The organism is Micromonospora sp. NBC_01739, from assembly GCF_035920385.1.
Classification (GTDB): domain Bacteria; phylum Actinomycetota; class Actinomycetes; order Mycobacteriales; family Micromonosporaceae; genus Micromonospora.
In genome coordinates, this window is record NZ_CP109151.1 from 619,082 (window position 1) to 640,494 (window position 21,413).

The window sequence follows — 21,413 nt, forward strand, 5'->3', positions numbered from 1 at the left end:
GGTTCAGCTGCGCGGATCCACCGTCGGTGTGACGGTTGGCACCGTTGCCGGGTCGCCCGGGCAGCCAAAACGACAGCGCGTAGTGTGTGGGGCGGTTGTGTGTCGATCCGCTGGGTCCGACCGTCCCGACCTCCCCTGCCCACGCTGGAAGGTGGCAATCCGTGAGCATGATCACCGAGCGCCCGGTCAGTAACCCTGACGGGGAGTCGCCGGTGCGCTCGGCGGAGGAGTCGCCGGCCCGCTCCCGCGAGGTGCGGGCGGTGGTGGCCGCGTACGTGTCGCTGACCAAGCCGCGCATCGTCGAGCTGCTGCTGGTGACCACCGTGCCGGCGATGATGCTCGCGCACGGCGGCCTGCCCTCGCTGTGGCTGATGGCGGTGGTGCTCGTCGGTGGCTCGCTCGCCGCCGGGGCGGCCAGCGTGCTCAACTGCTACATCGACCGCGACATCGACCAGGTGATGCGGCGGACCAAGCGTCGTCCGCTGCCCGCCCACACGGTGACGCCGCGTAACGCCCTGATCTTCGGTCTGGTGCTGGCGGTGGTCTCGATCGTCTTGATGGCGGCCTTCACCAACCTGCTGGCCGCCGGGCTGACCCTGGCCGCGATCGTCTACTACGACCTGGTCTACACCCTGTGGCTCAAGCGGACCACGGCGGCGAACACCTTCTGGGGCGGAGCGTGTGGAGCCGCCCCGGTGCTGATCGGCTGGGCGGCCGTGACCGGCACCCTGTCCCCGGTGGCCTGGGGGCTGTTCGCGGTGGTCTTCTTCTGGCAGATGCCGCACTTCTATCCCCTGGCGATGAAGTACAGGGACGACTACGCCCGCGCCGGCATCCCGATGCTGCCGGTGGTGGCCTCCGTCCGCCGGGTGAACGCCGAGATCATCCTCTTCGCCTGGCTGACGGTGCTCTCCTCGCTGGCCGTCTGGGCCCTGGGCCTGAGCCCGGTGTACGGGGTGCCGACCGCCGTGGTGGGCGCGATCTTCATCATCGAGGCGCACAAGCTTGCCGGCCGGGCCCGGCGGGGCGAGGCGGTCAAGCCGATGCGGCTGTTCCACTGGTCCACGACCTACCTGACCATCGTCTTCGCCGCCGCCGCCCTCGACGCCCTCCTCTGAGGCGTCAGCCGGGCTCTCGATCAACGCCAGGCTTCTTCTGTGATGCGGTGTTTGGTTGTCTGAATTGTCGGCCAATCAGGATTATCGACTAACTCGGGTGATCCGGGTCGTTCGCCCCGGTCTAGCCGGTCGTTGTGGCCGCTTTGGTCCGGGTAAATACGGGCAAAAATCCTCCCGGCCTGCTTAAACCTCGACGTTATCGGTATCACAAAACGCTTACGGTTCTCCTGCGTACGGCCCCATGTCTGCTTAGGCTTCGCGTTATGGCAGATGGTTCCGATACGACGCTGACGGCTGATCAGACCGCCTCCGGGTCGGCCCCCAACGGGCTGGTCGCGGGCATCAAGTCGTTCGCCGCCGGACACGGCGGGGCGAAGGCGGTCATCGAGTACGTCGGCAAGCGCGGCGCACGGATCGTCCTGGTGGGTTCGGACGGTGCGTGGGGCGACCAGTTCGCACAGGACACGGTCGTCGCCCGGGAGGCCTGCGCGCAGGCCGGAGTAGCCGTGGAGAACGCCTGGGAGCGGGAACTGATGGACCAGATGCGCCCGAGCAACGACCTCTGGCGATCGATGGCCCGACGCACGATGGCCCGTTGAGATAAATTGACCGACCACCACCAGTCGACCCGGGGGGAACCCCGGGTCGCTCTCGTCACCTGCACCGAATTCACCGACCTCGAAGCGGACGATCGCCTGGTGATCGCCCCGCTGGCCGAGCGCGGCATCACGGCCGAACCAGCCGTCTGGGACGACCCGGCCGTCGACTGGGCCGGATACGACCTGGTCGTGCTCCGCTCACCCTGGGACTACATGTCCCGCCACGCCGAGTTCGTCGCCTGGGCCGCCGGGGTACCCCGACTGGCCAACCCGGCCGAGGTGGTGCGGTGGAACACCGACAAGCGCTACCTGGACGAGCTCTCCGCCGCCGGGGTGCCCACCGTGCCCACCGGTTGGGTGCTGCCCGGCGAGGACTGGCAACCCCCCGCCGACGACGGCGAGTACGTCATCAAGCCCTCGGTCAGCGCCGGTAGCCAGGACACCGGCCGCTACGACCTGGCCGATCCGGAGCACCGGGAACTGGCCGTTGCCCACGTCCGTCGGCTCGGCGCTGCGGGCCGGATCACCATGATCCAGCCGTACCTGAGTGCGGTGGACACCGTGGGGGAGACCGCCCTGCTCTACTTCGCCGGCCCGCAAGGGCTGGCGTTCAGCCACGCCATCCGCAAGGGGCCGATGCTCACCGGCCCCGACCTGGGTACGGAGGGGCTGTACAAGGCCGAGGAGATCGACCCGCGAACCGCCACCGGGGATCAGCTGGCGGTGGCGGAGCAGACCCTGGCCGCGCTGCCCGGCGGGTCGGACCGACTGCTCTACGCCCGGGTGGACCTGATCCCCGGCCCGGAGGGTGACCCCGTGCTGGTGGAGCTGGAGCTGACCGAGCCCTCCCTGTTCCTCGGCTACGCCGAGGGCGCCCCGGACCGCCTCGCCGAGGCCATCCGCCTCCACCTGACCCGCACCGCCTAGCAGAGGGCGGGCGGCGGAGCCGCGCTGACACGATCCCGGATCGAGTGGCCTTCCTCGCGACCGAAGCCACTCGATCCGGCATCGAGCGTGATCTTGCGGCGGTTCCAGCGCTGGGCCGAGGCTCGGCGCTGGGGCGGGTCAGGCGCTCGCGGCCACCGGCGCCTGGGTCGGTGTGCCGGTCCGGGTGTGCGGGGCGGTGGGGTCGGGGGCGACCGGGCGACGTTCCCGGATCGACCAGAGCACCGACAGGGTGGCCAGCCAGACCAGGCAGGAGCCGAGCATGTGGGCGCCGACCAGCAGCACCGGCAGGTTGGTGAAGTACTGCACGAAGCCGATCACGCCCTGGGCCAGCTCGACCAGCAGCAGGGTGCGGGCGGCCCGTACCGCCCCGGCCGGGGCGCCGAGGGCGCGCAGCGCCAGCCACAGGCCGACGGTCAGGCCGATCAGCAGGAAGACCAGGTCGGCGTGCACCTGGGAGATGGCCTGCGGGTCCAGGCCGTTGCGGACCGCGTCGGCGTCACCGGCGTGCGGGCCGCTGCCGGTGACCAGCACCCCGACGATGATCACCGCCGCGCTGACCACGACCGTGATCCAGGTCAGGGTCCGCAGCGCCGGGGGGACCAGGGCGACCTTCGGGCCCTCGGGTTCGCGTACCTGCCGCCACAGGGCGTACGAGACGAGCAGCAGCAGCATCGAGACCACGAAGTGGATGCCGACGACCGAGGGGTGCAGCTGGGTGCGTACGGTGATGCCGCCGATCACGGCCTGCGCCACGATGCCCAGCACGACGCCCAGCGCGAGGGATAGCGCGCCCCTTCGACGCGGGCGGTGCGCCAGGACGGCCAGCAGGGTGGCACCGGCGATCGCTACCAGGACGAAGGTGAGCAGCCGGTTGCCGAATTCGATCACCCCGTGCATGCCCATCTCGGCGGTCGTGGTGTACGAATCATCGGTGCACCTGGGCCAGGTGGGGCAGCCGAGGCCCGAGGCGGTCAGCCGGACCGCCCCGCCGGTGACGACGATCACCACGTTGGCGACGATGTTGGCGAACGCCAGGCGGCGGAGCAGCGTGGTGGAGACCGAGAACCGGGCAGGTGGCTTCACGGAGGGAATCCTACGCACCGTAGTTGTTCCCGATCGGGTGACTCCGCCCGATCGGTGGTTCGGATCACCGGTACCCCGTTTGCAGGGCCTGGTTGAATTACGTAACGTGGGCGTTGTGAAAAAGGCGGCAGGGCTCCCTGAGCACCAGCCGGCGGGCGATTCGGCCGCCGGTCGTACGGTGCCGCCCGCCTCCGCCCGCCCGGCCGGCGAGGGTGCTTCCAGCGCCGACCTGTCGACCCGCGACCGGGTCACCCAACTGCTGCTGGAGCGCCGTGCCGCCACCGCGGCCCAACTGGGCGGCGCGCTGGGGCTCAGCCCGGCGGCGATCCGCCGGCACCTCGACGCGATGCTCGCCGACGGCGACGTGATCGCCCGCGAGCAGACCGTACGCGGTCACCGGGGACGGGGCCGACCGGCCAAGGTCTTCCTGCTGACGGACGCCGCCCGTAGCCGCTGTGGCACCCACCACTACGACAACATGGCCACCGCCGCGCTGCGCTGGATCGCGCGTACCGGGGGACCGGAGGCGGTGGAGCAGTTCGCCGCCGAGCAGGTGGCCGCCCTGGAGGCCCGCTGCCGGGCGGCCCTGGCCGACGCCGGGGACGACCCGATGGCCCGCGCGGAGGCACTCGCCGCCGCGCTGACGGCCGAGGGTTACGCTGCCAGTGCGTCCACGATCGCCTCCGGCGGCCAGCTCTGCCAGCACCACTGCCCGGTGGCACACGTGGCCGCCGAGTTTCCCGCGCTGTGCGAGGTCGAGACCACGGTGATCTCCCGCCTGGTCGGCACGCACGTGCAACGCCTGGCCACCATCGCGCACGGTGACGGGGTGTGCACCACGCACATTCCCGGTTCGCCGCCTGCCCAGTCCGGTATGACCGTCACCACTGTGAGGACAGATAGATGACCGAGCAGATCGTCCAGCCCCTGACCCAGGAGGAGCAGCTAGCCGCCCTGGGCAACTACGAATACGGCTGGGCCGACCCGGACGTCGCCGGGGCTGCGGCCCAGCGTGGTCTCAACGAGGCGGTGGTGCGGGACATCTCGGCCAAGAAGAACGAGCCGGCCTGGATGCTCGACCTGCGGCTGAAGGGCCTGCGGCTGTTCGAGCGCAAGCCCATGCCGGCCTGGGGCGCCGACCTCACCGGGATCGACTTCGACAACATCAAGTACTTCGTCCGGTCCACCGAGAAGCAGGCCACCAGCTGGGAGGACCTGCCCGAGGACATCAAGAACACCTACGACAAGCTGGGCATCCCGGAGGCGGAGAAGCAGCGGCTGGTCGCCGGGGTCGCGGCGCAGTACGAGTCCGAGGTGGTCTACCACAAGATCCGTGAGGACCTGGAGGAGCAGGGTGTCGTCTTCCTGGACACCGACACCGCCCTCAAGGAGCACGAGGACATCTTCAAGGAGTACTTCGGCACGGTGATCCCGGTCGGCGACAACAAGTTCGCCGCCCTGAACACCTCCGTGTGGTCCGGCGGCTCGTTCATCTACGTGCCGAAGGGCGTGCAGGTGGAGATCCCGCTGCAGGCCTACTTCCGGATCAACACCGAGAACATGGGCCAGTTCGAGCGGACCCTGATCATCGTCGACGAGGGTGCCTACGTGCACTACGTCGAGGGCTGCACCGCCCCGATCTACTCCTCGGACTCGCTGCACAGCGCGGTCGTCGAGATCATCGTCAAGAAGAACGCCCGGTGCCGCTACACCACCATCCAGAACTGGTCGAACAACGTCTACAACCTGGTCACCAAGCGCGCGGTGTGCCACGAGGGCGCGACCATGGAGTGGATCGACGGCAACATCGGCTCCAAGGTGACCATGAAGTACCCGGCGGTCTACATGACCGGCGAGCACGCCAAGGGCGAGGTGCTCTCGGTGGCCATGGCCGGCGAGGGGCAGCACCAGGACGCCGGGGCCAAGATGGTGCACGCGGCGCCGCACACCAGCAGCACCATCGTGTCCAAGTCGATCGCCCGGGGCGGCGGCCGGACCTCGTACCGGGGCCTGGTGCAGGTGCTGGAGGGTTCGCACAGCAGCGCCAGCACGGTCAAGTGCGACGCCCTGCTGGTGGACACCATCTCCCGCTCGGACACCTACCCGTACGTCGACATCCGTGAGGACGACGTCTCGATGGGGCACGAGGCCACCGTCTCCAAGGTCAGCGAGGACCAGCTCTTCTACCTGATGAGCCGGGGTCTGAGCGAGGACGAGGCGATGGCGATGATCGTGCGTGGCTTCATCGAGCCGATCGCCAAGGAACTGCCGATGGAGTACGCCCTGGAGCTCAACCGCCTGATCGAGCTGCAGATGGAGGGCGCGGTCGGCTGACCCGCCCGGCGGGCCGGTACCTCCGGCCCGCCATCCCAGCACCTTCACCGTCGTCGCAAGAACAGACCAAGGACGAGATGACTATCCAGGCTTCCGCGCCGCCGACCACCAAGTCGCAGGCGCTGCGCTCGTACGACGTCGCCGACTTCCCGGCCCTGACCGGCCTGGAGGAGGAGTGGCGTTTCACCCCGCTCAAGCGGCTGCGCGCTCTGGTCGGTGACGACCGGGTCGCCACCGGCACGGTCCGGCACGAGTACGCCGACCTGCCCGAGGGCGTGACGGTGGAGCGGATCAGCCGCGACGACCAGCGGGTCGGTAGCGTGCTGACCCCCGTCGACCGGGTCAGCGCGCTGGCCTATGGCGGCTTCGAGCAGGCTCTGCTGGTGCGGGTGGCCCAGGACGCGGTGATCAGCGGTCCGGCCCTGCTGCGGGTGGTCGGCGAGGGCAGCGAGGGGGTGGCCTTCGGGCACACCTTCGTCGAGGTGGGCCGGTTCGCCGAGGCGATCCTGGTGCTGGAGCACGTGGGCTCGGCGACCCTGGCCGACAACGTCGAGGTGACCGTCGGGGACGGGGCGAAGCTGACCCTGGTCACGGTCGCCGACTGGGCCGACGACGCCGTGCAGGCCCAGCACCTGAAGGTGAAGCTGGGCCGCGACGCCCGGGTGCTGCACGTGCAGGTGACCCTCGGCGGTGACCTGGTCCGGCAGTACACCACGGTGGAGTACACCGACCGGGGTGGCGAGGCCGAGCTGTACGGGGTCTACTTCGCCGACTCCGGCCAGCACCTGGAGCACCGTCAGCTGGTCGACCACACCGTGCCGGACTGCCGCAGCTACGTCGGCTACCGGGGCGCGTTGCAGGGTGACAGCGCCCGTACGGTCTGGGTGGGTGACGTGCTGATCCGGGCCGAGGCCACCGGCACCGACACATACGAGATCAACCGGAACCTGCTGCTCAGCGACGGTGCCCGGGCGGACTCCGTACCGAACCTGGAGATCGAGACCGGCGAGATCGCCGGCGCCGGCCACGCCAGCGCCACCGGCCGTTTCGACGACGAGCAGCTGTTCTACCTGATGGCCCGGGGCATCCCGGAGGCCGAGGCCCGCCGCCTGGTGGTGCGGGGCTTCTTCGCCGAGCTGCTGAACAAGATCCCGGTCGAGGAGCTGCGCGAGCGGCTGGGGGAGGCCATCGAGGCGCGGCTGGCCAAGGCGGGCGCCTGATGATCCGGATCTGTGCGGTCGAGGATCTGCCGAAGGGCACCGCGATCAGCGCCGACGTCGAGGGCACCCAGATTGCTCTGGTGCACGGTGAGGACGACCGGTTCTACGCCGTGCACGACGAGTGCTCGCACGCCGCCGTGGCCCTCTCCGAGGGCGAGGTGTCCGGCTGCACGCTGGAGTGCTGGCTGCACGGCTCCCGCTTCGATCTGCGTACCGGCGAGCCGACCGGCCTGCCCGCGACCGAACCCGTTCCTGTCTACCCCGTCGAAGTCCGCGACGGCGACATCTACCTTCCCGTGGGCGACGACGGCCGCCCGCAGCCGAGCAATGGAGTGACCCGATAATGAGCACCCTGGAGATCCGTGACCTGCAGGTGTCGGTCAAGCTGCCCGAGGGTGAGCTCAAGCCGATCCTGGCCGGTGTCGACCTGACCGTCCGCTCCGGCGAGACCCACGCCATCATGGGCCCGAACGGCTCCGGCAAGTCGACCCTGGCGTACTCGATCGCCGGGCACCCGAAGTACGAGATCACCGGCGGTTCGGTGACCCTCGACGGTGTCGACGTGCTGGAACTCTCCGTCGACGAGCGGGCCCGGGCCGGTCTCTTCCTGGCCATGCAGTACCCGGTGGAGGTGCCGGGCGTCTCCGTGGCCAACTTCCTGCGTACCGCCAAGACCGCGATCGACGGCGAGGCGCCGAAGCTGCGTACCTGGGGTGCCGAGCTGCGCGGCGCGATGGAGCGGCTGCACATGGACACGGCCTTCGCCCAGCGCAACGTCAACGAGGGCTTCTCCGGCGGCGAGAAGAAGCGGCACGAGATCGTGCAGCTGGAGCTGCTCAAGCCGAAGATCGCCATCCTCGACGAGACCGACTCCGGCCTGGACGTGGACGCCCTGCGGGTGGTCAGCGAGGGGGTGAACCGGGTGCGTGACACCGGTGACACCGGCCTGCTGCTGATCACCCACTACACCCGGATCCTGCGCTACATCAAGCCGGACTTCGTGCACGTCTTCGTGGCCGGCCGGATCGTCGAGCAGGGTGGCCCGGAGCTGGCCGACAAGCTCGAGGAAGAAGGCTACGAGCGGTACGCGGCCGGGGCCGGTTCGGCGCGGGCCTGAGTCCCAAGGAAAGGCTGGTCACGACGATGACCACCATCGCGATCCCGCCGGGGATGCCGCAGTACGACGACCTGCCGCGCTACGACGTGGCGGCGGTACGCGCCGACTTCCCGATCCTGGGGCGGCAGGTCAACGGCCACCCGCTGGTCTACCTGGACAGCGCCAACACCTCGCACAAGCCCCGCCAGGTGCTCGATGCCCTGCGTGAGCACTACGAGCGGCACAACGCCAACGTGTCCCGGTCGGTGCACACCCTGGGCACCGAGGCAACCGAGGGGTACGAGGCGGCGCGGGCGAAGGTGGCCGGCTTCATCAACGCGCCGAGCGTCGACGAGGTGGTGTTCACCAAGAACTCCACCGAGGCGATCAACATCGTGGCGTACGCCTTCTCCAACGCCTCGCTGCGCGCGGACGCGGACGAGCGGTTCCGGCTCGGACCCGGTGACGAGATCGTCATCTCCGAGATGGAGCACCACTCGAACATCGTGCCGTGGCAGTTGCTGGCCGAGCGCACCGGCGCGACCCTGCGCTGGTTCCCGGTCACCGAGCAGGGCCGGCTGGACGAGTCGGGGTTGACGGAGCTGGTCACCGAGCGGACGAAGATCGTCTCGCTGGTGCACATGTCCAACATCCTCGGCACGGTCAACGCCACCGCGCGGATCACCGCCCGGGTGCGTGAGGTCGGCGCGCTGCTGCTGTGGGACTGCTCGCAGTCCGTGCCGCACATGCCGATCGACGTGGTCGACCTGGACGCGGACTTCATCGTCTTCACCGGGCACAAGATGTGCGGTCCGACCGGCATCGGGGTGCTGTGGGGGCGGGGGGAACTGCTCGCCGCGATGCCGCCGGTGCTCGGCGGCGGCTCGATGATCGAGACGGTGAGCCTGGCCGGTTCGACCTTCGCCGCGCCGCCGACCCGGTTCGAGGCGGGCACCCCGCCGATCGCCGAGGCGGTCGCCCTGGGCGCGGCCGTGGACTACCTCACCGCGCTGGACATGCGGGCCATCCAGTGGCACGAGAAGCAGTTGACCGCGTACGCCCTGGATGCTCTGGGTAGCGTGCCCGGCCTGCGGATCTTCGGCCCGGAGGTGCCGGTGGGCCGGGGTGGCACGATCTCCTTCGCCCTCGGCGACGTGCATCCGCACGACGTGGGGCAGGTGCTCGACTCCCTGGGGGTGCAGGTGCGGGTGGGTCACCACTGTGCCCGGCCGGTCTGCACCCGGTTCGGGGTGCCGGCGATGACCCGGGCCTCGTTCTACCTCTACACCACCACGGAGGAGATCGACGCCCTGGTGGCGGGCCTGGAGCAGGTGCGGAAGGTATTCGGCTGATGCAGCTTGAATCGCTCTACCAGGAGATCATCCTGGATCACTACAAGCACCCGCAGGGGCGAGGGCTGCGCGATGCCGCCGACCCGACCGACCGGGTGGCCGAGGCGCACCACGTCAACCCCACCTGTGGTGACGAGGTGACCGTCCGGGTGGCCACCGACGGCGAGGTGCTGCACGACGTGTCGTACGACGGGATGGGCTGTTCGATCAGCCAGGCGTCCGCGAGCGTGCTGCACGAGTTGCTGACCGGCCGGGAGGCGGGGGCGGCATTCCAGGTGCACGAGGCGTTCGTGGCGCTGATGTCCGGCCGTGGCCAGGTCACGCCGGACGAGGAGGTGCTCGGCGACGGGGTGGCGTTCGAGGGCGTAGCCCGCTATCCCGCCCGGGTCAAGTGCGCGTTGTTGCCGTGGATGGCGTTCAAGGACGCCGCGGCACGCGCCGGTGTGGGCGCGAGCCCGACGGAGGTGAAGGCATGACCGAGGAAACCAGCACGCCGGAGTCGGGCGCCGTGGCGACCGACCCCGCGGCGACGCCCGCCGCCGACGGTGCGGCGACGCCGGCAGCGCGCGGCAAGGCCGCCGTCGCCGACGTCGAGGAGGCCATGAAGGACGTCGTCGACCCGGAGTTGGGCATCAACGTGGTCGACCTCGGCCTGGTGTACGGGGTGCATGTCGACGACGAGAACGTGGCCACCCTGGACATGACCCTGACCTCGGCGGCCTGCCCGCTGACCGATGTGATCGAGGACCAGGCCCGCCAGGCGCTGACCACCGGCCCGGGTGGGGGTCTGGTCAACGACATCCGGATCAACTGGGTCTGGCTGCCGCCGTGGGGACCGGACAAGATCACCGACGAGGGTCGGGACCAGCTCCGTTCCCTCGGCTTCAACGTCTGACGCGTACGCACCAGCGCCCGGAGAGCCGGCTGATGGCCGGATTTCCGGGCGCTGTGCTGTCCGCAGGTCAGTCGCGGACACGGCGTCGGGTCAGGTCACAGGGTCAACCCCCAGCTGTCCAGGTAGCCGGTGTCCAGGGAGGCGGAATCCTGGACCCGCAGCTTCCAGGCACCGTTGGCGGCCTTGCCGGACAGGTTCCGGGTGTAGGTCTGGAAGATGTTGTCGGCGCTGCTGCCGGTGCGGTTGTGCAGCACGTACGCGGTGCCGTCCGGGGCGATGAGCGACACGGTCAGGTCACCGATCCAGGTGTGGTAGATGCGTACCTCGACGATGCTGGTGGCGCTGGCGTTGCGTCCGCATCCGTGGATCACGACGGTGCTCTCGATTGTGGCGTTGTCGTTGATCGGGTGGTCGGTGGCATTGGTCTGGGTGCAGCCGGGCGGACCGTTCACGGTGAGGGCGAAGGTGGCGCCCTGCGAGGTCTCCGGTCCGGTGCCGACCACGGTCAGCGTGTAGAGACCGGGCACGGTCGTGGCGGCGGTGCTCAGGGTCAGCGTGGCGGTGCCACCGGAGGTGACGGCGGCTGGGCTGAAGCCGGCGGTCACCCCGGCCGGCAGGCCGCTGACGCTCAGCGCGACGCTGTGCGGCGTACCGACCGTGGTGGTGGTGTTGACCGTGACCGTGGTCGACCCGCCCGGGGCGACGGCGCCGGCACCCGGGGTGAGCGTGAGGCCGAAGTCCTGGGTGGGCGGCACGATGTTGCCGGTGTAGAGCAGCTTGTTCGGTGAGCCGGTGCCGGGGTTGGTCACCACGTTGTTGGTGGCGTCGTTGACCAGCAGGTCGCGGATCTGCTGCGGGGTGTAGCCGGGGTTGGCGGCCAACGCCAGGGCCGCCGCCCCGGCGACGTGTGGGGCCGCCATCGAGGTGCCGTTGATGGTGTTGGTCGCGGTGTCGCTGCCGATCCAGGCCGAGGTGATGCTGCTGCCCGGGGCGAAGATGTCCAGGCAGGTGCCGAAGTTGGAGTAGCTGGCGCGGGCGTCGGTGTTTGTGGTGGCGCCGACGGTGATCGCGGCCGGGGTGCTGGCCGGCGAGTAGTTGCAGGCGTTGGCGCTGCTGTTGCCGGCCGCGATGGAGTAGACCACGCCGTCGGCGATGGAACGGTTGACCGCGTCGTTGGTGGCCTGGTCGTAGCCGCCGCCGAGGCTCATGTTGGCCACCGCGGGCTCGCCCGGCTGGTGGTCTGCGGTGACCCAGTCGATGCCGGCGATCACCTGCGCGTAGGTGCCGCCGCCGCTGTTGTCCAGGACGCGTACGCCGACCAGGGTGACTCCCTTGGCCACTCCGTACGCGGTGCCGCCGACCGTGCCGGCCACGTGGGTGCCGTGCCCGTTGCCGTCGTCGGCACTGCCGCCGTCGATGGCGTCGAATCCGGTGACCGCCCGCCCGCCGAAGTCGGAGTGGGAGAACCGGATTCCGGTGTCGATGATGTACGCGGTGACACCGGTGCCGTCGTTGGGGTAGGTGAAGCTGTTGTTCAGCGGCAGGGCCCGTTGGTCGACGCGGTCCAGACCCCAGGAGGGGGTGGGGGACTGGGTGCCGGCGATCGATACGGTGCGGTTCTGCTGGACGTACTCGACGGAGGGGTTGGCGGCCAGCCGCTTGGCGGCCCGCTCGGACAGCCGCACCTCGAAGCCGCGCAGCGCGTCGCGGTAGGTGCGGGCGACGCTGCCGCCGTGCTTGTCTGCGAGGGACTTTGCGGTCACCCCGACCTGTGCCCGGCTGACCGCACTGTCCTTCAGCACGACGATGTACGAGCCGGCGACGGCGCTTCGGTCGTCGGCGTGCATGATCCGACCCTGTGCCGGTTCGGCGTTTGCTGGTGCGGCGAACGCCAGGGTGGTGAGCGCCGCGGTAGCGGTGAGTCCGAGGCGCCCGAGGCGCCGTGGTGGCCGGGAGAAGATCATCTCCCGCCTCCTTTCCGATGCACGGCCAGCCTGTTTGTGACAGGCCCACCGGTGACTGTGGAACTGGCTGACATGGATGCTAAGGCCAAAACATCTAGAGATTTAGATATGTGATTTAGCTTGCCTATCCCGTACTCTGGGTCGGTTGTCATCCAGGATCTCCGGTCGGCAGCCGTTAACACGATAGAAATCACGGCGATTTCCATCGCCGTCCGAAAGGTTTACGCGATGCAAGCGTTTTGGTCTTGCGTCGAAGCTGGTCGACGCGGAGGCTCCACATAGGGTGGTCCGCTCCCGATGCTGCGGCCCGGCGGGTAGCAGGTGGACTGGCGGCCAGTTTCTGCCCTGTTCAGGGGATGTTTGACTCTCGCTGTCCGCTTAGGGTGCTGTCAGATCCGTAGATCATTCACGCCTGTCCCGTGGACCCGGGCGGGCGTGACCGGTCTCACCCCTCCATCAACAGGGAGCTGACTTGAGGACCCTCCTCACCCACCCAACGGGTGGTCGGTCGACCCACGGCCGGCCACGTCGTGGTCGCCTGGCCGCATTCCTGGCAACCGTGATGACCGCGGCGTTGCTGCCGGTCCTGGCGGCACCGGCGCCCGCTTCCGCAGCACCCTCTGCCGAGGGACCGTGGCGGAAGGTCGACGGCAAGCCCGCGGCCACCAAGTCCGGCCGGGCGGCCGCGATCAAGGCGAACCGGCTCAGTGCCTACACTCTCGACCGTGCCGGCATCAAGGGCGTGCTGGACCAGGCCCCGACGGAGAACCGCCGGGCGTTGCGCCAGCTCAAGAAGGTGGTGTCACTGCCCGCGCCGGATGGCACCTTCCAGCGCTTCGAGCTGGTCAAGTCGCCGGTGATGGAGGCCGGCCTGGCCGCCAAGCATCCGGAGATCACCACGTACGCGGGTAAGGGCCTGGACGACCCGACCGCGACGATCCGGGCGGACCTCACCCCGCTCGGCTTCCACGCGTCGATCCGCTCGGCCGACGGTGCCTGGTACATCGACCCCTTCTACGAGCGCGACCAGAGCCTGTACGCGAGCTACTTCGCCCGGGACCTGGAGGACCGGCACGGCGACTTCGTCGAGCGGGAGGACGTCGAGACGGCGGCCCACGCCCTGCACGACGAGATCCACGAGGCGCTCGACGAGCCGGTGGCCGGCCCGCGAGTGAACCTGCGCACCTACCGCCTCGCGTTCGTCACCGACCCGACGTACGCCAACTACTTCGGTGCGGAGAACGTGACCGCGGCGAAGGTGACGTTGATCAACCGGGTGAACCAGATCTACGAGGACGAGACCGCCATCCGGCTCGTCCTGGTCAACGACACTGACAAGACCAACCTGAACACCCCGGCCCTGGCCACCGAGCCGAACGGCCCGTGCGGCTCGGCGCCGTGCTACACCCCGGCCCAGGTCGCCGGGTGCAGCGGCGGCCTGCTGAACCGCAACCGGATCGTGCTCGGCCAGATCATCGGCGCCAGTAATTACGACGTCGGCCACATCGGCCTCGGCCTCAGCGGCGGCGGCATCGCCGGTCTCGGCGTGGTCGGCGGCGACGGCAAGGCCCGTGGCTGCACCGGTCTGCCGAACCCGGTCGGTGACTACTTCGCGGTCGACTACGTGGCACACGAGATCGGTCACCAGTTCGCCGGCAACCACACCTTCAACGGAAACCAGCACAACTGCTCCGGCGGCAACCGCAGCGCGGCCAACTCGTACGAGCCGGGCAGCGGTTCGTCGATCATGGCGTACGCCGGCATCTGCCGGCAGGACAACCTCCAGCCGCACACCGACCCGTACTGGTCGCACCGCACCTTCACCGAGATCACGAACTTCGTGACCGCGAACCGGCCGGCCATCAACGAGGTGCAGACGGTGTCGTTGGTCGACTTCGACACCAACGGCGACTCGTTCACCGTCAACTACGGTGGCGTCGACTCGGCGCCGATCGTGCGCGGGGTCAACTACACCACCGCCGGGATCAAGGCGGCGATCGAGTCCATCGCCGGTTGGCCGGCGGGGGCCACGGTCAACGTGGCCGCCTTCGGTGGCAGCGGCACGCTCAACGACACCGGCTTCCAGGTCACCTTCACCGGCGCCCTGGCCGCCACCAACGTCGCCCCGCTCACCCTGACCAACCTCAACGAGGTCACCGGCTTCGTCGGCGAGACCGCCAAGGGTGGTGCCATCGACAACGGTGGGTACCTGGTCGAGCAGACCGCCAACCACGCTCCCGTGGTCACCGTGCCGGCCAACGTCACCATCCCGGTGCGTACCCCGTTCGCCCTCACCGGCAGCGCCACCGACGTCGACGGTGACACACTCACCTACCTGTGGGAGCAGAACGACCGGGGCGGCAGCGCCGGTACCGCGCTGATGAACAACACCAAGACCAACGGCCCGCTGTTCCGGGTCTTCGGCGAGCCGGCGTGGGTGTCCCCGGAGGACGCGCTGAAGTACCACTCGCCGGGCCAGAACGCGGTGACCACGAACTCCACCCGGGTCTTCCCGGACATGTTGCAGATCCTGGTGGGCAACACCAACGCCAAGACTGGTGCCTGCCCGACCGCTCCGGCCCCGCCGACCAGCGGTAGCGCCTCGAACGTCCCGCCGGAGATCCTGGACTGCTACTCGGAGTTCCTGCCCACCCGCGACTGGGTCGGCTTCAACAACGACCGTACGCTGAACTTCAAGCTCACCGCCCGCGACGGTCGCCTCGGCGGTGGCGGCGTCGGCAGCGCCAACGTCGCGCTGACCCTGGCGCCGGACGCCGGGCCGTTCCTGGTCACCTCGCAGGCCGCCGCCACCACCGTCGACGGTGGCTCGGCGCAGGCCGTGACCTGGGACGTCGCCGGCACCGACGCGGCACCGGTGAACACCGGCAACGTGAAGATCACGCTGTCGGTCAACGGTGGCGAGACGTTCCCGTACGTGCTGGCCGAGAGCACCCCGAACACCGGTACCGCGACGGTGAACCTGCCGAACGTGGCCACCGACAAGGCCCGGATCAAGATCGAGGCGGTCGGCAACGTCTTCTTCGCCGTCAACGACGCCGAGTTCACCATCCGGTCTGCGCCCGAGGTGTCCCACGACGCCCCGGCCGGCGGGGTCAGCGTGCAGTACAGCGACGCGCTCGCGCCGACGGTGACGATCCGGGCGACCGACGGCGACACCGCCGGTTCGGCGCTCACCGCCTCCGCCACCGGCCTGCCGGCCGGTCTGGTGCTGACCGTGGGCGCCACCTCCGGTGCGGACACCCGACCCGGCACCCGCACCTGGACGGTCACCGGCACCACTGCGGCGGCACCGGGTGACTACCCGGTCACCGTCACCGTGACCGACGGCTCCGGCCTGGTCGGCAACACCGCGTTCACCATCCGGGTGACCCCGGAGAACGCGGCGGCCACCTGGGCCGGGGACACCCTGGTGAGCACCGTGACCAACGGTGCCGCCGGCAGCGCGCTGCTGCGGACCGTCCTGCGGGACAGCTCGGTGCTCCCGTCGACGACCGACACCACCGCCGGCGACCTGCGCAACGCCACGGTCACCTTCACCGCGAGCGGTGCGACCCTCTGCACCGCTGCGGTGCAGTTGCTCGGCACGGCCACCACCACCGGCTCGGCGGCCTGCACGGCCACCCTGCCGGCGGGCACCCACACCGTCACCGCGACGGTCGGCGGCCACTACACCGGCAGCACCACCGCCACGGTGCGGGTGGCCGTCTCCGACGGCGGCTTCCTCACCGGTGGTGGCCACTTCACCGCCGGTCGGTCCGCCGGGGCCTACCCGGCCGACCGGAACTCGAAGGTCTCGGTGGAGCTGAACGCCAAGCCGGCCACGAGCAAGAAGGCCGCCTCCGGCAAGGCCGACATCGAGTTCCGCTCCGGTGGCAAGACCTACACGATCAAGGCCACCACGGTCGCCGGCGGTGGGATCACCTCCGCCGGTAAGCGGGCCGACCTGCGCTACCAGGCCAGCCTGTACGACAGCAAGGGCAAGCTGGTCGCCAGCGGCCTGACGCTGGCGGTGACGGTGACCGACCGGGGCGCCCCCGGGCGCAACGACTCCGTCGGGCTCACCCTGTGGCAGGGCGGTGTCCTGCTCTCCTCGTCCGACTGGACGGGCACGGGGACCGGCGAGGTCAACCTGACCGGCGGCAACCTCACGGTGCACTGACCGACGGTTGACTGACGCGGGAGGACACCACCTCAGGTGTCCTCCCGCTTTCCGTTTCCCGGTCGGCGTCCCCGGCCCGTCCGGCAGGAGACCAGGGCTGTCACGCCGGCACCCCGGCGCGGAGTTCGGCGTGCCTCAGCGGCCGAGGCCGTCCCGCCTGCCGGGGCCGCCGCGCGGTGTCGTACGGTCGAGGCATGAGCAGCCGACCCGCCGCCGGAGGTGGCCGGTGGGTCGAGGTCGACCCGGCCCGCGTCGCGCGCTGGGTCGCCGGCTTCGCCGAGCGACACGGCCAGCCGACCATCGGAATCGAGGAGTACGGCCTGCTGCTGTCGGCGCCGGACGGCGCCACCGCCGAACTGCACACCCCACCGGGAGCACCCGCCACCGAGGACCTGGAGGCCTTCGTCGCCCAGGCCGTGGCGTCCCGCCGGATCGGCTTGCTGCTGGCCCGCAAGAGCGCGGTCGCGGTCGGCATCGCCGAGGGGGAGCGGCTACCGGTGCACAAGGTGGACACCCGGTACGTGCAGGGGCGTACCGCCGCCGGCGGCTGGTCGCAGCAGCGGTTCGCCCGCCGCCGGGACAACCAGGCGAAGGCGGCCCTGGCCGAGGCGGCGGATCTGGCGGTGCGGCTGCTGCTGCCGGAGGCCGACCGCCTGGCCGCCCTGGTCGTCGGCGGTGACCGGCGGACGGTGGACGGGATCCTCGCCGACCGCAGACTGGCCCCGCTGGCCGCGTTACGCGCCGAGCGGCTGCTCGACGTTCCCGAGCCCCGATACGCGGTACTCCAGGACGCGGCTACCGCCGCCCGTGCAGTCCGCATCCTCGTCCGCGACCCCGCCTGACCGCACAACGACGGCGGCGATTCTGCTGGAACGGCGGAAGATGAGGGTGGCCTCGCTGTGTACCCGTGACGGCTGGCTTGCCATGATCGAACCGGGGGGTTGAGGCGTGCCACGAACTGGACGGCGGCTACGGCAGACGCGCATCGAGAAATGACGGGCCTTCCTGGCTGCTCCGTTGGCTCTGCTGATCCTCGCGGTGTCCGGCGGGTGCCAGTGGCCACCCTCGATCGTGTACGTCACGGTTACCGATCCGGTCTGGTCGAGCGACGGGTGGGTGTACTTCCTGCGGGAAGAGGCATCCAACGGCAGGCAGTGTGGCGGCAGCAGTCGACACAGCTGTCCGGGGAACGTGTTCTGGATCAAGCTGCTCCCACGTCGGTCTGCGGCGGCGGATGGTGAGGAGGCGTACCATCCCAGTTCGTCACCGGATGGCAAGAGCTTCGTCTATGTCGAAGACCTTCGTCGGCTGAAGTTCGGCTCACTTCCTGCCGTCGCATAGCTGGTTCAGTGGGGGTGTCGGACACCGTTCGACACCCCCACCCCAGATGTCAGACCGCGCCGCTGAAGGTGTCGCAGGTGGCCGGGTCGCCGCTTTCGTAGCCCCGGTTGAACCAGCGCTTGCGGTCGGCCGAGGAGCCGTGGGTGAACTCGTCCGGGTTCACCGGCCGGTTGGCCCGCTCGGAGATGGCGTCGTCGCCGATCGCCTCGGCGGTGTCGATGGCCTCGGCGATGTCCCGCTCGGTGATGCTGGTGAAGATCTTCTGACCCTGCTCGTCGGCGGTGCCGGTGGCGTTCTTGGCCCAGGCGCCCGCGAAACAGTCGGCCTGCAACTCCAGCCGTACGGACAGCTCGTTGGCCGCTCCCGGGTCGCGCTGCTGGGCGCGGCGGACCTGCTCGTTGGTGCCGAGCAGGTTCTGCACGTGGTGGCCGTACTCGTGGGCCAGCACGTACGGCTGGGCGAACTCGCCGGTGGCGCCGAGTTGCCCGGCCAGCACCTCGTAGAAGCTCAGGTCGATGTAGACCAGGGAGTCGGCCGGGCAGTAGAAGGGTCCGACCCCGGAGTCGGCCGAGCCGCAGGCGGTGTTGACGGCCTGGTCGAAGAAGACCGTACGGGTGGGCCGGTACTGCTCACCGAAGGCCTCCGGCAGGGCGGTACGCCAGTACGCCTGGATCGAGTTGACGTACAGGTTGTTGCGGCAGTCCAGGTGCTCCAACGCGTCCGGGGCCTCGCAACGCTGCTCCAGCGCGGTGTTGTCGCCCTCCTCGCCGGTCATCGCGTTCAGGCCGAAACCGCCGCCGACCAGGGCCACCAGGACGGCGATGACGATCCCGACGATGCCGCCGCGCCCGCCGCCGGTCGGGAGGGGGATGCCCATCCCTCCGCCTCCGCCTCCGCTGCCCCGCCGGTCGTCGATCTGGCTGGTGTCGATGCGGGCGTTCTCGTTCAGCTCCATGATGACCCCGATCGGTCGGTGATCAGTTTGATGGTCGCGGTGCCGGAGACAGGCCCCGGTGGGCGATCCGGTACCCGACGATCTTGGTTGATAATCCCCGGTGCCCATCCAGCGGGGCCCGGTACACTTGTCGCCGTGCTGCTCTGCGAAGGCTGAACGCCCCGCGCCGACGGGTCACCGAGATCCGCCGGCGCTTTCGTGTGCCCTGAGTCAGCCCTTCGGATCCCGAGAGCGAGTACCCCGACATGATCACTGCCAGCGGCCTGGAACTGCGCGCCGGCGCCCGGATCCTGCTGTCCGACACCACCCTGCGGGTGCAGCCCGGTGACCGGATCGGCCTGGTCGGCCGCAACGGCGCCGGCAAGACCACCACGCTGAAGGTGCTGGCCGGTGAGGGCCAGCCGTACGCCGGGCAGGTCGACCGGCGCAGCCCGGTCGGCTATCTGCCGCAGGATCCGCGTACCGGCGATCTGGAGGTCACCGGCCGCGACCGGGTGCTCTCCGCGCGGGGCCTGGACGTCCTGATGGCCGGCATGCAGGAGCTGGAGGCCAAGCTCGCCGACGGCGGCGACGAGAAGCTGGTCCGCCGCTACGGCGCGCTGGAGGACCAGTTCGCCGCCCTGGGTGGGTACGCCGCCGAGGCCGAGGCGGCCCGGATCTGCGCCAACCTCGGGTTGCCCGACCGGGCCCTGGCACAGACCATCGGCACCCTCTCCGGCGGTCAGCGCCGCCGCATCGAGCTGGCCCGGATCCTGTTCCGTGACGCCGGTGACAACGGTGGCGGGATCCTGCTGCTCGACGAGCCCACCAACCACCTCGACGCCGACTCGATCACCTGGCTGCGCGGCTTCCTCGCCAACCACAAGGGCGGGCTGGTGGTCATCTCCCACGATGGTGACCTGCTGGAATCGGTCGTCAACAAGGTCTGGTTCCTCGACGCCACCCGGTCCGTGGTCGACGTCTACAACCTGGGCTGGAAGGCGTACCTGGAGGCGCGGGAGACCGACGAGCGGCGTCGCCGCCGGGAGCGGGCCAACGCCGAGAAGAAGGCCGGGGCGCTGATGGCCCAGGCGGACAAGATGCGGGCCAAGGCCACCAAGACCGTCGCCGCGCAGAACATGGCCCGCCGGGCCGAGCGGCTGATGTCCGGCCTGGAGGAGGTACGCGTCTCCGACAAGGTGGCCAAGGTGCGCTTCCCCGCCCCGGCCCCCTGCGGCAAGACCCCGCTGACCGCGACCGGCCTGTCCAAGTCGTACGGGTCCCTGGAGATCTTCACCGACGTCAACGTGGCGGTGGACCGGGGTTCCCGGGTGGCCATCCTCGGGCTCAACGGCGCCGGCAAGACGACCCTGCTGCGGATGCTCGGGGGTCTGCTGGAGCCGGACACCGGCGAGGTGCACCCCGGGCACGGGCTGCGGCTGGGCTACTACGCCCAGGAGCACGAGACCCTGGACGTGACCCGGACCGTACTGGAGAACATGCGGGCCGCGTCGATCGAGCAGACCGACACCGAGCTGCGCAAGATCCTCGGGGCCTTCCTCTTCTCCGGCGAGGACGTGGACAAGCCCGCCGGGGTGCTCTCCGGCGGGGAGAAGACCCGACTGGCCCTGGCCACCCTGGTCTGCTCCGGCGCCAACGTGCTGCTGCTCGACGAGCCGACCAACAACCTGGACCCGGTCAGCCGGGAACAGGTCCTCGACGCCATCGCCCGCTATCCCGGCGCGATCGTCCTGGTCACCCACGACCCGGGCGCCGTGCTGGCGCTCAAGCCGGACCGCGCCATCCTGCTGCCGGACGGCGACGAGGACGCCTGGAGCGACGACCTCCTGGAACTCGTCGAACTGGCGTAGCGTAACTGGATCACTGCGGCAGGTGATCGTCGGAGTTCGCGGCCGAGGGGCGGGTGAGCTGGTGCTGCCCTGGCTGGCGTCACCTATCGGGAAGCTGACATTGCATAGCGTGTCGGTTGGCGAATAGTTGATATCTGGCGCATGATCGTTCGAGACGGTCTAATAGGTGGGACCGTATCCGAACCGCACAGTCTGGGACGTGAGGACACAGCATGGCAGCCACGGGCACAGCCACCAGCACTGAGAAGGGTCGCCGGATCGTCGGAGCCGAGCGTCAGACGCTCGCCAAGGACCTCGTCAAGCGGTACACCGGGGGAGAGAGCATTCGTGCTCTCGCGGCCTCAACCGGCCGTTCCTACGGATTCATCCACCGGGTACTCACCGAGTCCGGGGTGCAGCTGCGGCAGCGCGGCGGCGCTCGGCGCCGGAAGAAGGCGTGACGCGCCGGTCCACGGCGCCCACCATCGCCGTGACCCGG

The 21,413-nt window shown here is 69.8% G+C and carries 18 protein-coding genes; 15 read left to right on the forward strand and 3 right to left on the reverse strand.

Translation table 11 applies throughout. The features are described 5' to 3' along the window. The first annotated feature begins 161 nt into the window (after window positions 1-161). The 3 genes from OIE53_RS02805 (at window position 162) to OIE53_RS02815 (ending at window position 2,644) form a co-directional block, all read left to right on the forward strand. A complete protein-coding gene (locus OIE53_RS02805) occupies window positions 162-1,118 on the forward strand; it encodes a heme o synthase (protein WP_327024988.1) in 957 nt (318 codons plus the stop codon). 263 nt (window positions 1,119-1,381) lie between these two features. Further along, window positions 1,382-1,717: a hypothetical protein gene (locus tag OIE53_RS02810; RefSeq protein ID WP_327024989.1), complete on the forward strand. Its 336-nt coding sequence runs from the start codon at window positions 1,382-1,384 to the stop codon at window positions 1,715-1,717. A 6-nt stretch (window positions 1,718-1,723) separates the two neighbouring features. Next, on the forward strand, window positions 1,724-2,644 hold the full coding sequence (locus OIE53_RS02815) for an ATP-grasp domain-containing protein (protein ID WP_327024990.1): 921 nt from the start codon (window positions 1,724-1,726) through the stop codon (window positions 2,642-2,644). A 138-nt stretch (window positions 2,645-2,782) separates the two neighbouring features. On the opposite strand, the gene OIE53_RS02820 is transcribed toward OIE53_RS02815, so the two are convergent. Next, complete coding sequence (locus tag OIE53_RS02820; protein ID WP_442791369.1) at window positions 2,783-3,748, reverse strand: COX15/CtaA family protein; 966 nt, start codon at window positions 3,746-3,748, stop codon at window positions 2,783-2,785. A 115-nt stretch (window positions 3,749-3,863) separates the two neighbouring features. Here OIE53_RS02820 and OIE53_RS02825 point away from each other — a divergent pair, with 115 nt between their 5' ends. From OIE53_RS02825 to OIE53_RS02860, 8 genes are all read left to right on the forward strand, one after another. Then, window positions 3,864-4,655 carry a helix-turn-helix transcriptional regulator gene (locus OIE53_RS02825; RefSeq protein WP_393338218.1) on the forward strand — a complete coding sequence of 264 codons (792 nt, stop codon included), beginning with the start codon at window positions 3,864-3,866 and terminating at the stop codon, window positions 4,653-4,655. Beyond that, window positions 4,652-6,082 (forward strand): Fe-S cluster assembly protein SufB, encoded by a 1,431-nt coding sequence (sufB, locus tag OIE53_RS02830; RefSeq protein WP_327024992.1) that lies wholly within the window; start codon window positions 4,652-4,654, stop codon window positions 6,080-6,082. The genes OIE53_RS02825 and sufB overlap by 4 nt, the downstream gene beginning before the upstream one ends. Window positions 6,083-6,159: 77 nt before the next feature. Next, window positions 6,160-7,302, forward strand: a complete 1,143-nt coding sequence (gene sufD / locus OIE53_RS02835) for a Fe-S cluster assembly protein SufD (RefSeq protein ID WP_327024993.1) — start codon at window positions 6,160-6,162, stop codon at window positions 7,300-7,302. Further along, window positions 7,302-7,646 carry a non-heme iron oxygenase ferredoxin subunit gene (locus OIE53_RS02840; RefSeq protein ID WP_327024994.1) on the forward strand — a complete coding sequence of 115 codons (345 nt, stop codon included), beginning with the start codon at window positions 7,302-7,304 and terminating at the stop codon, window positions 7,644-7,646. The genes sufD and OIE53_RS02840 overlap by 1 nt, the downstream gene beginning before the upstream one ends. Then, window positions 7,646-8,419 carry a Fe-S cluster assembly ATPase SufC gene (gene sufC, locus OIE53_RS02845; protein WP_327024995.1) on the forward strand — a complete coding sequence of 258 codons (774 nt, stop codon included), beginning with the start codon at window positions 7,646-7,648 and terminating at the stop codon, window positions 8,417-8,419. Before OIE53_RS02840 ends, sufC begins: the two co-directional genes overlap by 1 nt. A gap of 26 nt (window positions 8,420-8,445) precedes the next feature. Further along, window positions 8,446-9,750, forward strand: a complete 1,305-nt coding sequence (locus OIE53_RS02850) for a cysteine desulfurase (RefSeq protein WP_327024996.1) — start codon at window positions 8,446-8,448, stop codon at window positions 9,748-9,750. Continuing rightward, window positions 9,750-10,226, forward strand: coding sequence for a Fe-S cluster assembly sulfur transfer protein SufU (sufU, locus tag OIE53_RS02855; protein ID WP_327024997.1), 477 nt, complete (start codon window positions 9,750-9,752; stop codon window positions 10,224-10,226). The genes OIE53_RS02850 and sufU overlap by 1 nt, the downstream gene beginning before the upstream one ends. After that, window positions 10,223-10,645 (forward strand): metal-sulfur cluster assembly factor, encoded by a 423-nt coding sequence (locus OIE53_RS02860; RefSeq protein WP_327024998.1) that lies wholly within the window; start codon window positions 10,223-10,225, stop codon window positions 10,643-10,645. The genes sufU and OIE53_RS02860 overlap by 4 nt, the downstream gene beginning before the upstream one ends. 95 nt (window positions 10,646-10,740) lie before the next feature. On the opposite strand, the gene OIE53_RS02865 is transcribed toward OIE53_RS02860, so the two are convergent. After that, complete coding sequence (locus OIE53_RS02865) at window positions 10,741-12,609, reverse strand: S8 family peptidase (protein ID WP_327024999.1); 1,869 nt, start codon at window positions 12,607-12,609, stop codon at window positions 10,741-10,743. Between the two features lie 562 nt (window positions 12,610-13,171). Between OIE53_RS02865 and OIE53_RS02870 the strand changes: the two genes are divergently transcribed. Then, window positions 13,172-16,789 carry a M12 family metallo-peptidase gene (locus OIE53_RS02870; protein ID WP_327025000.1) on the forward strand — a complete coding sequence of 1,206 codons (3,618 nt, stop codon included), beginning with the start codon at window positions 13,172-13,174 and terminating at the stop codon, window positions 16,787-16,789. A gap of 194 nt (window positions 16,790-16,983) precedes the next feature. Beyond that, window positions 16,984-17,631, forward strand: coding sequence for an acVLRF1 family peptidyl-tRNA hydrolase (locus tag OIE53_RS02875; protein ID WP_327025001.1), 648 nt, complete (start codon window positions 16,984-16,986; stop codon window positions 17,629-17,631). Window positions 17,632-18,179: 548 nt separating this feature from the next. Here OIE53_RS02875 and ypfJ read toward each other — a convergent pair. After that, window positions 18,180-19,085, reverse strand: a complete 906-nt coding sequence (gene ypfJ, locus OIE53_RS02880; RefSeq protein ID WP_327025002.1) for a KPN_02809 family neutral zinc metallopeptidase — start codon at window positions 19,083-19,085, stop codon at window positions 18,180-18,182. A 245-nt stretch (window positions 19,086-19,330) separates the two neighbouring features. Between ypfJ and OIE53_RS02885 the strand changes: the two genes are divergently transcribed. Both OIE53_RS02885 and OIE53_RS02890 read left to right on the forward strand, forming a co-directional pair. After that, a complete protein-coding gene (locus tag OIE53_RS02885; RefSeq protein ID WP_327025003.1) occupies window positions 19,331-20,935 on the forward strand; it encodes an ABC-F family ATP-binding cassette domain-containing protein in 1,605 nt (534 codons plus the stop codon). Between the two features lie 212 nt (window positions 20,936-21,147). Continuing rightward, complete coding sequence (locus OIE53_RS02890; RefSeq protein ID WP_007072022.1) at window positions 21,148-21,375, forward strand: helix-turn-helix domain-containing protein; 228 nt, start codon at window positions 21,148-21,150, stop codon at window positions 21,373-21,375. Window positions 21,376-21,413 lie beyond the last annotated feature (38 nt).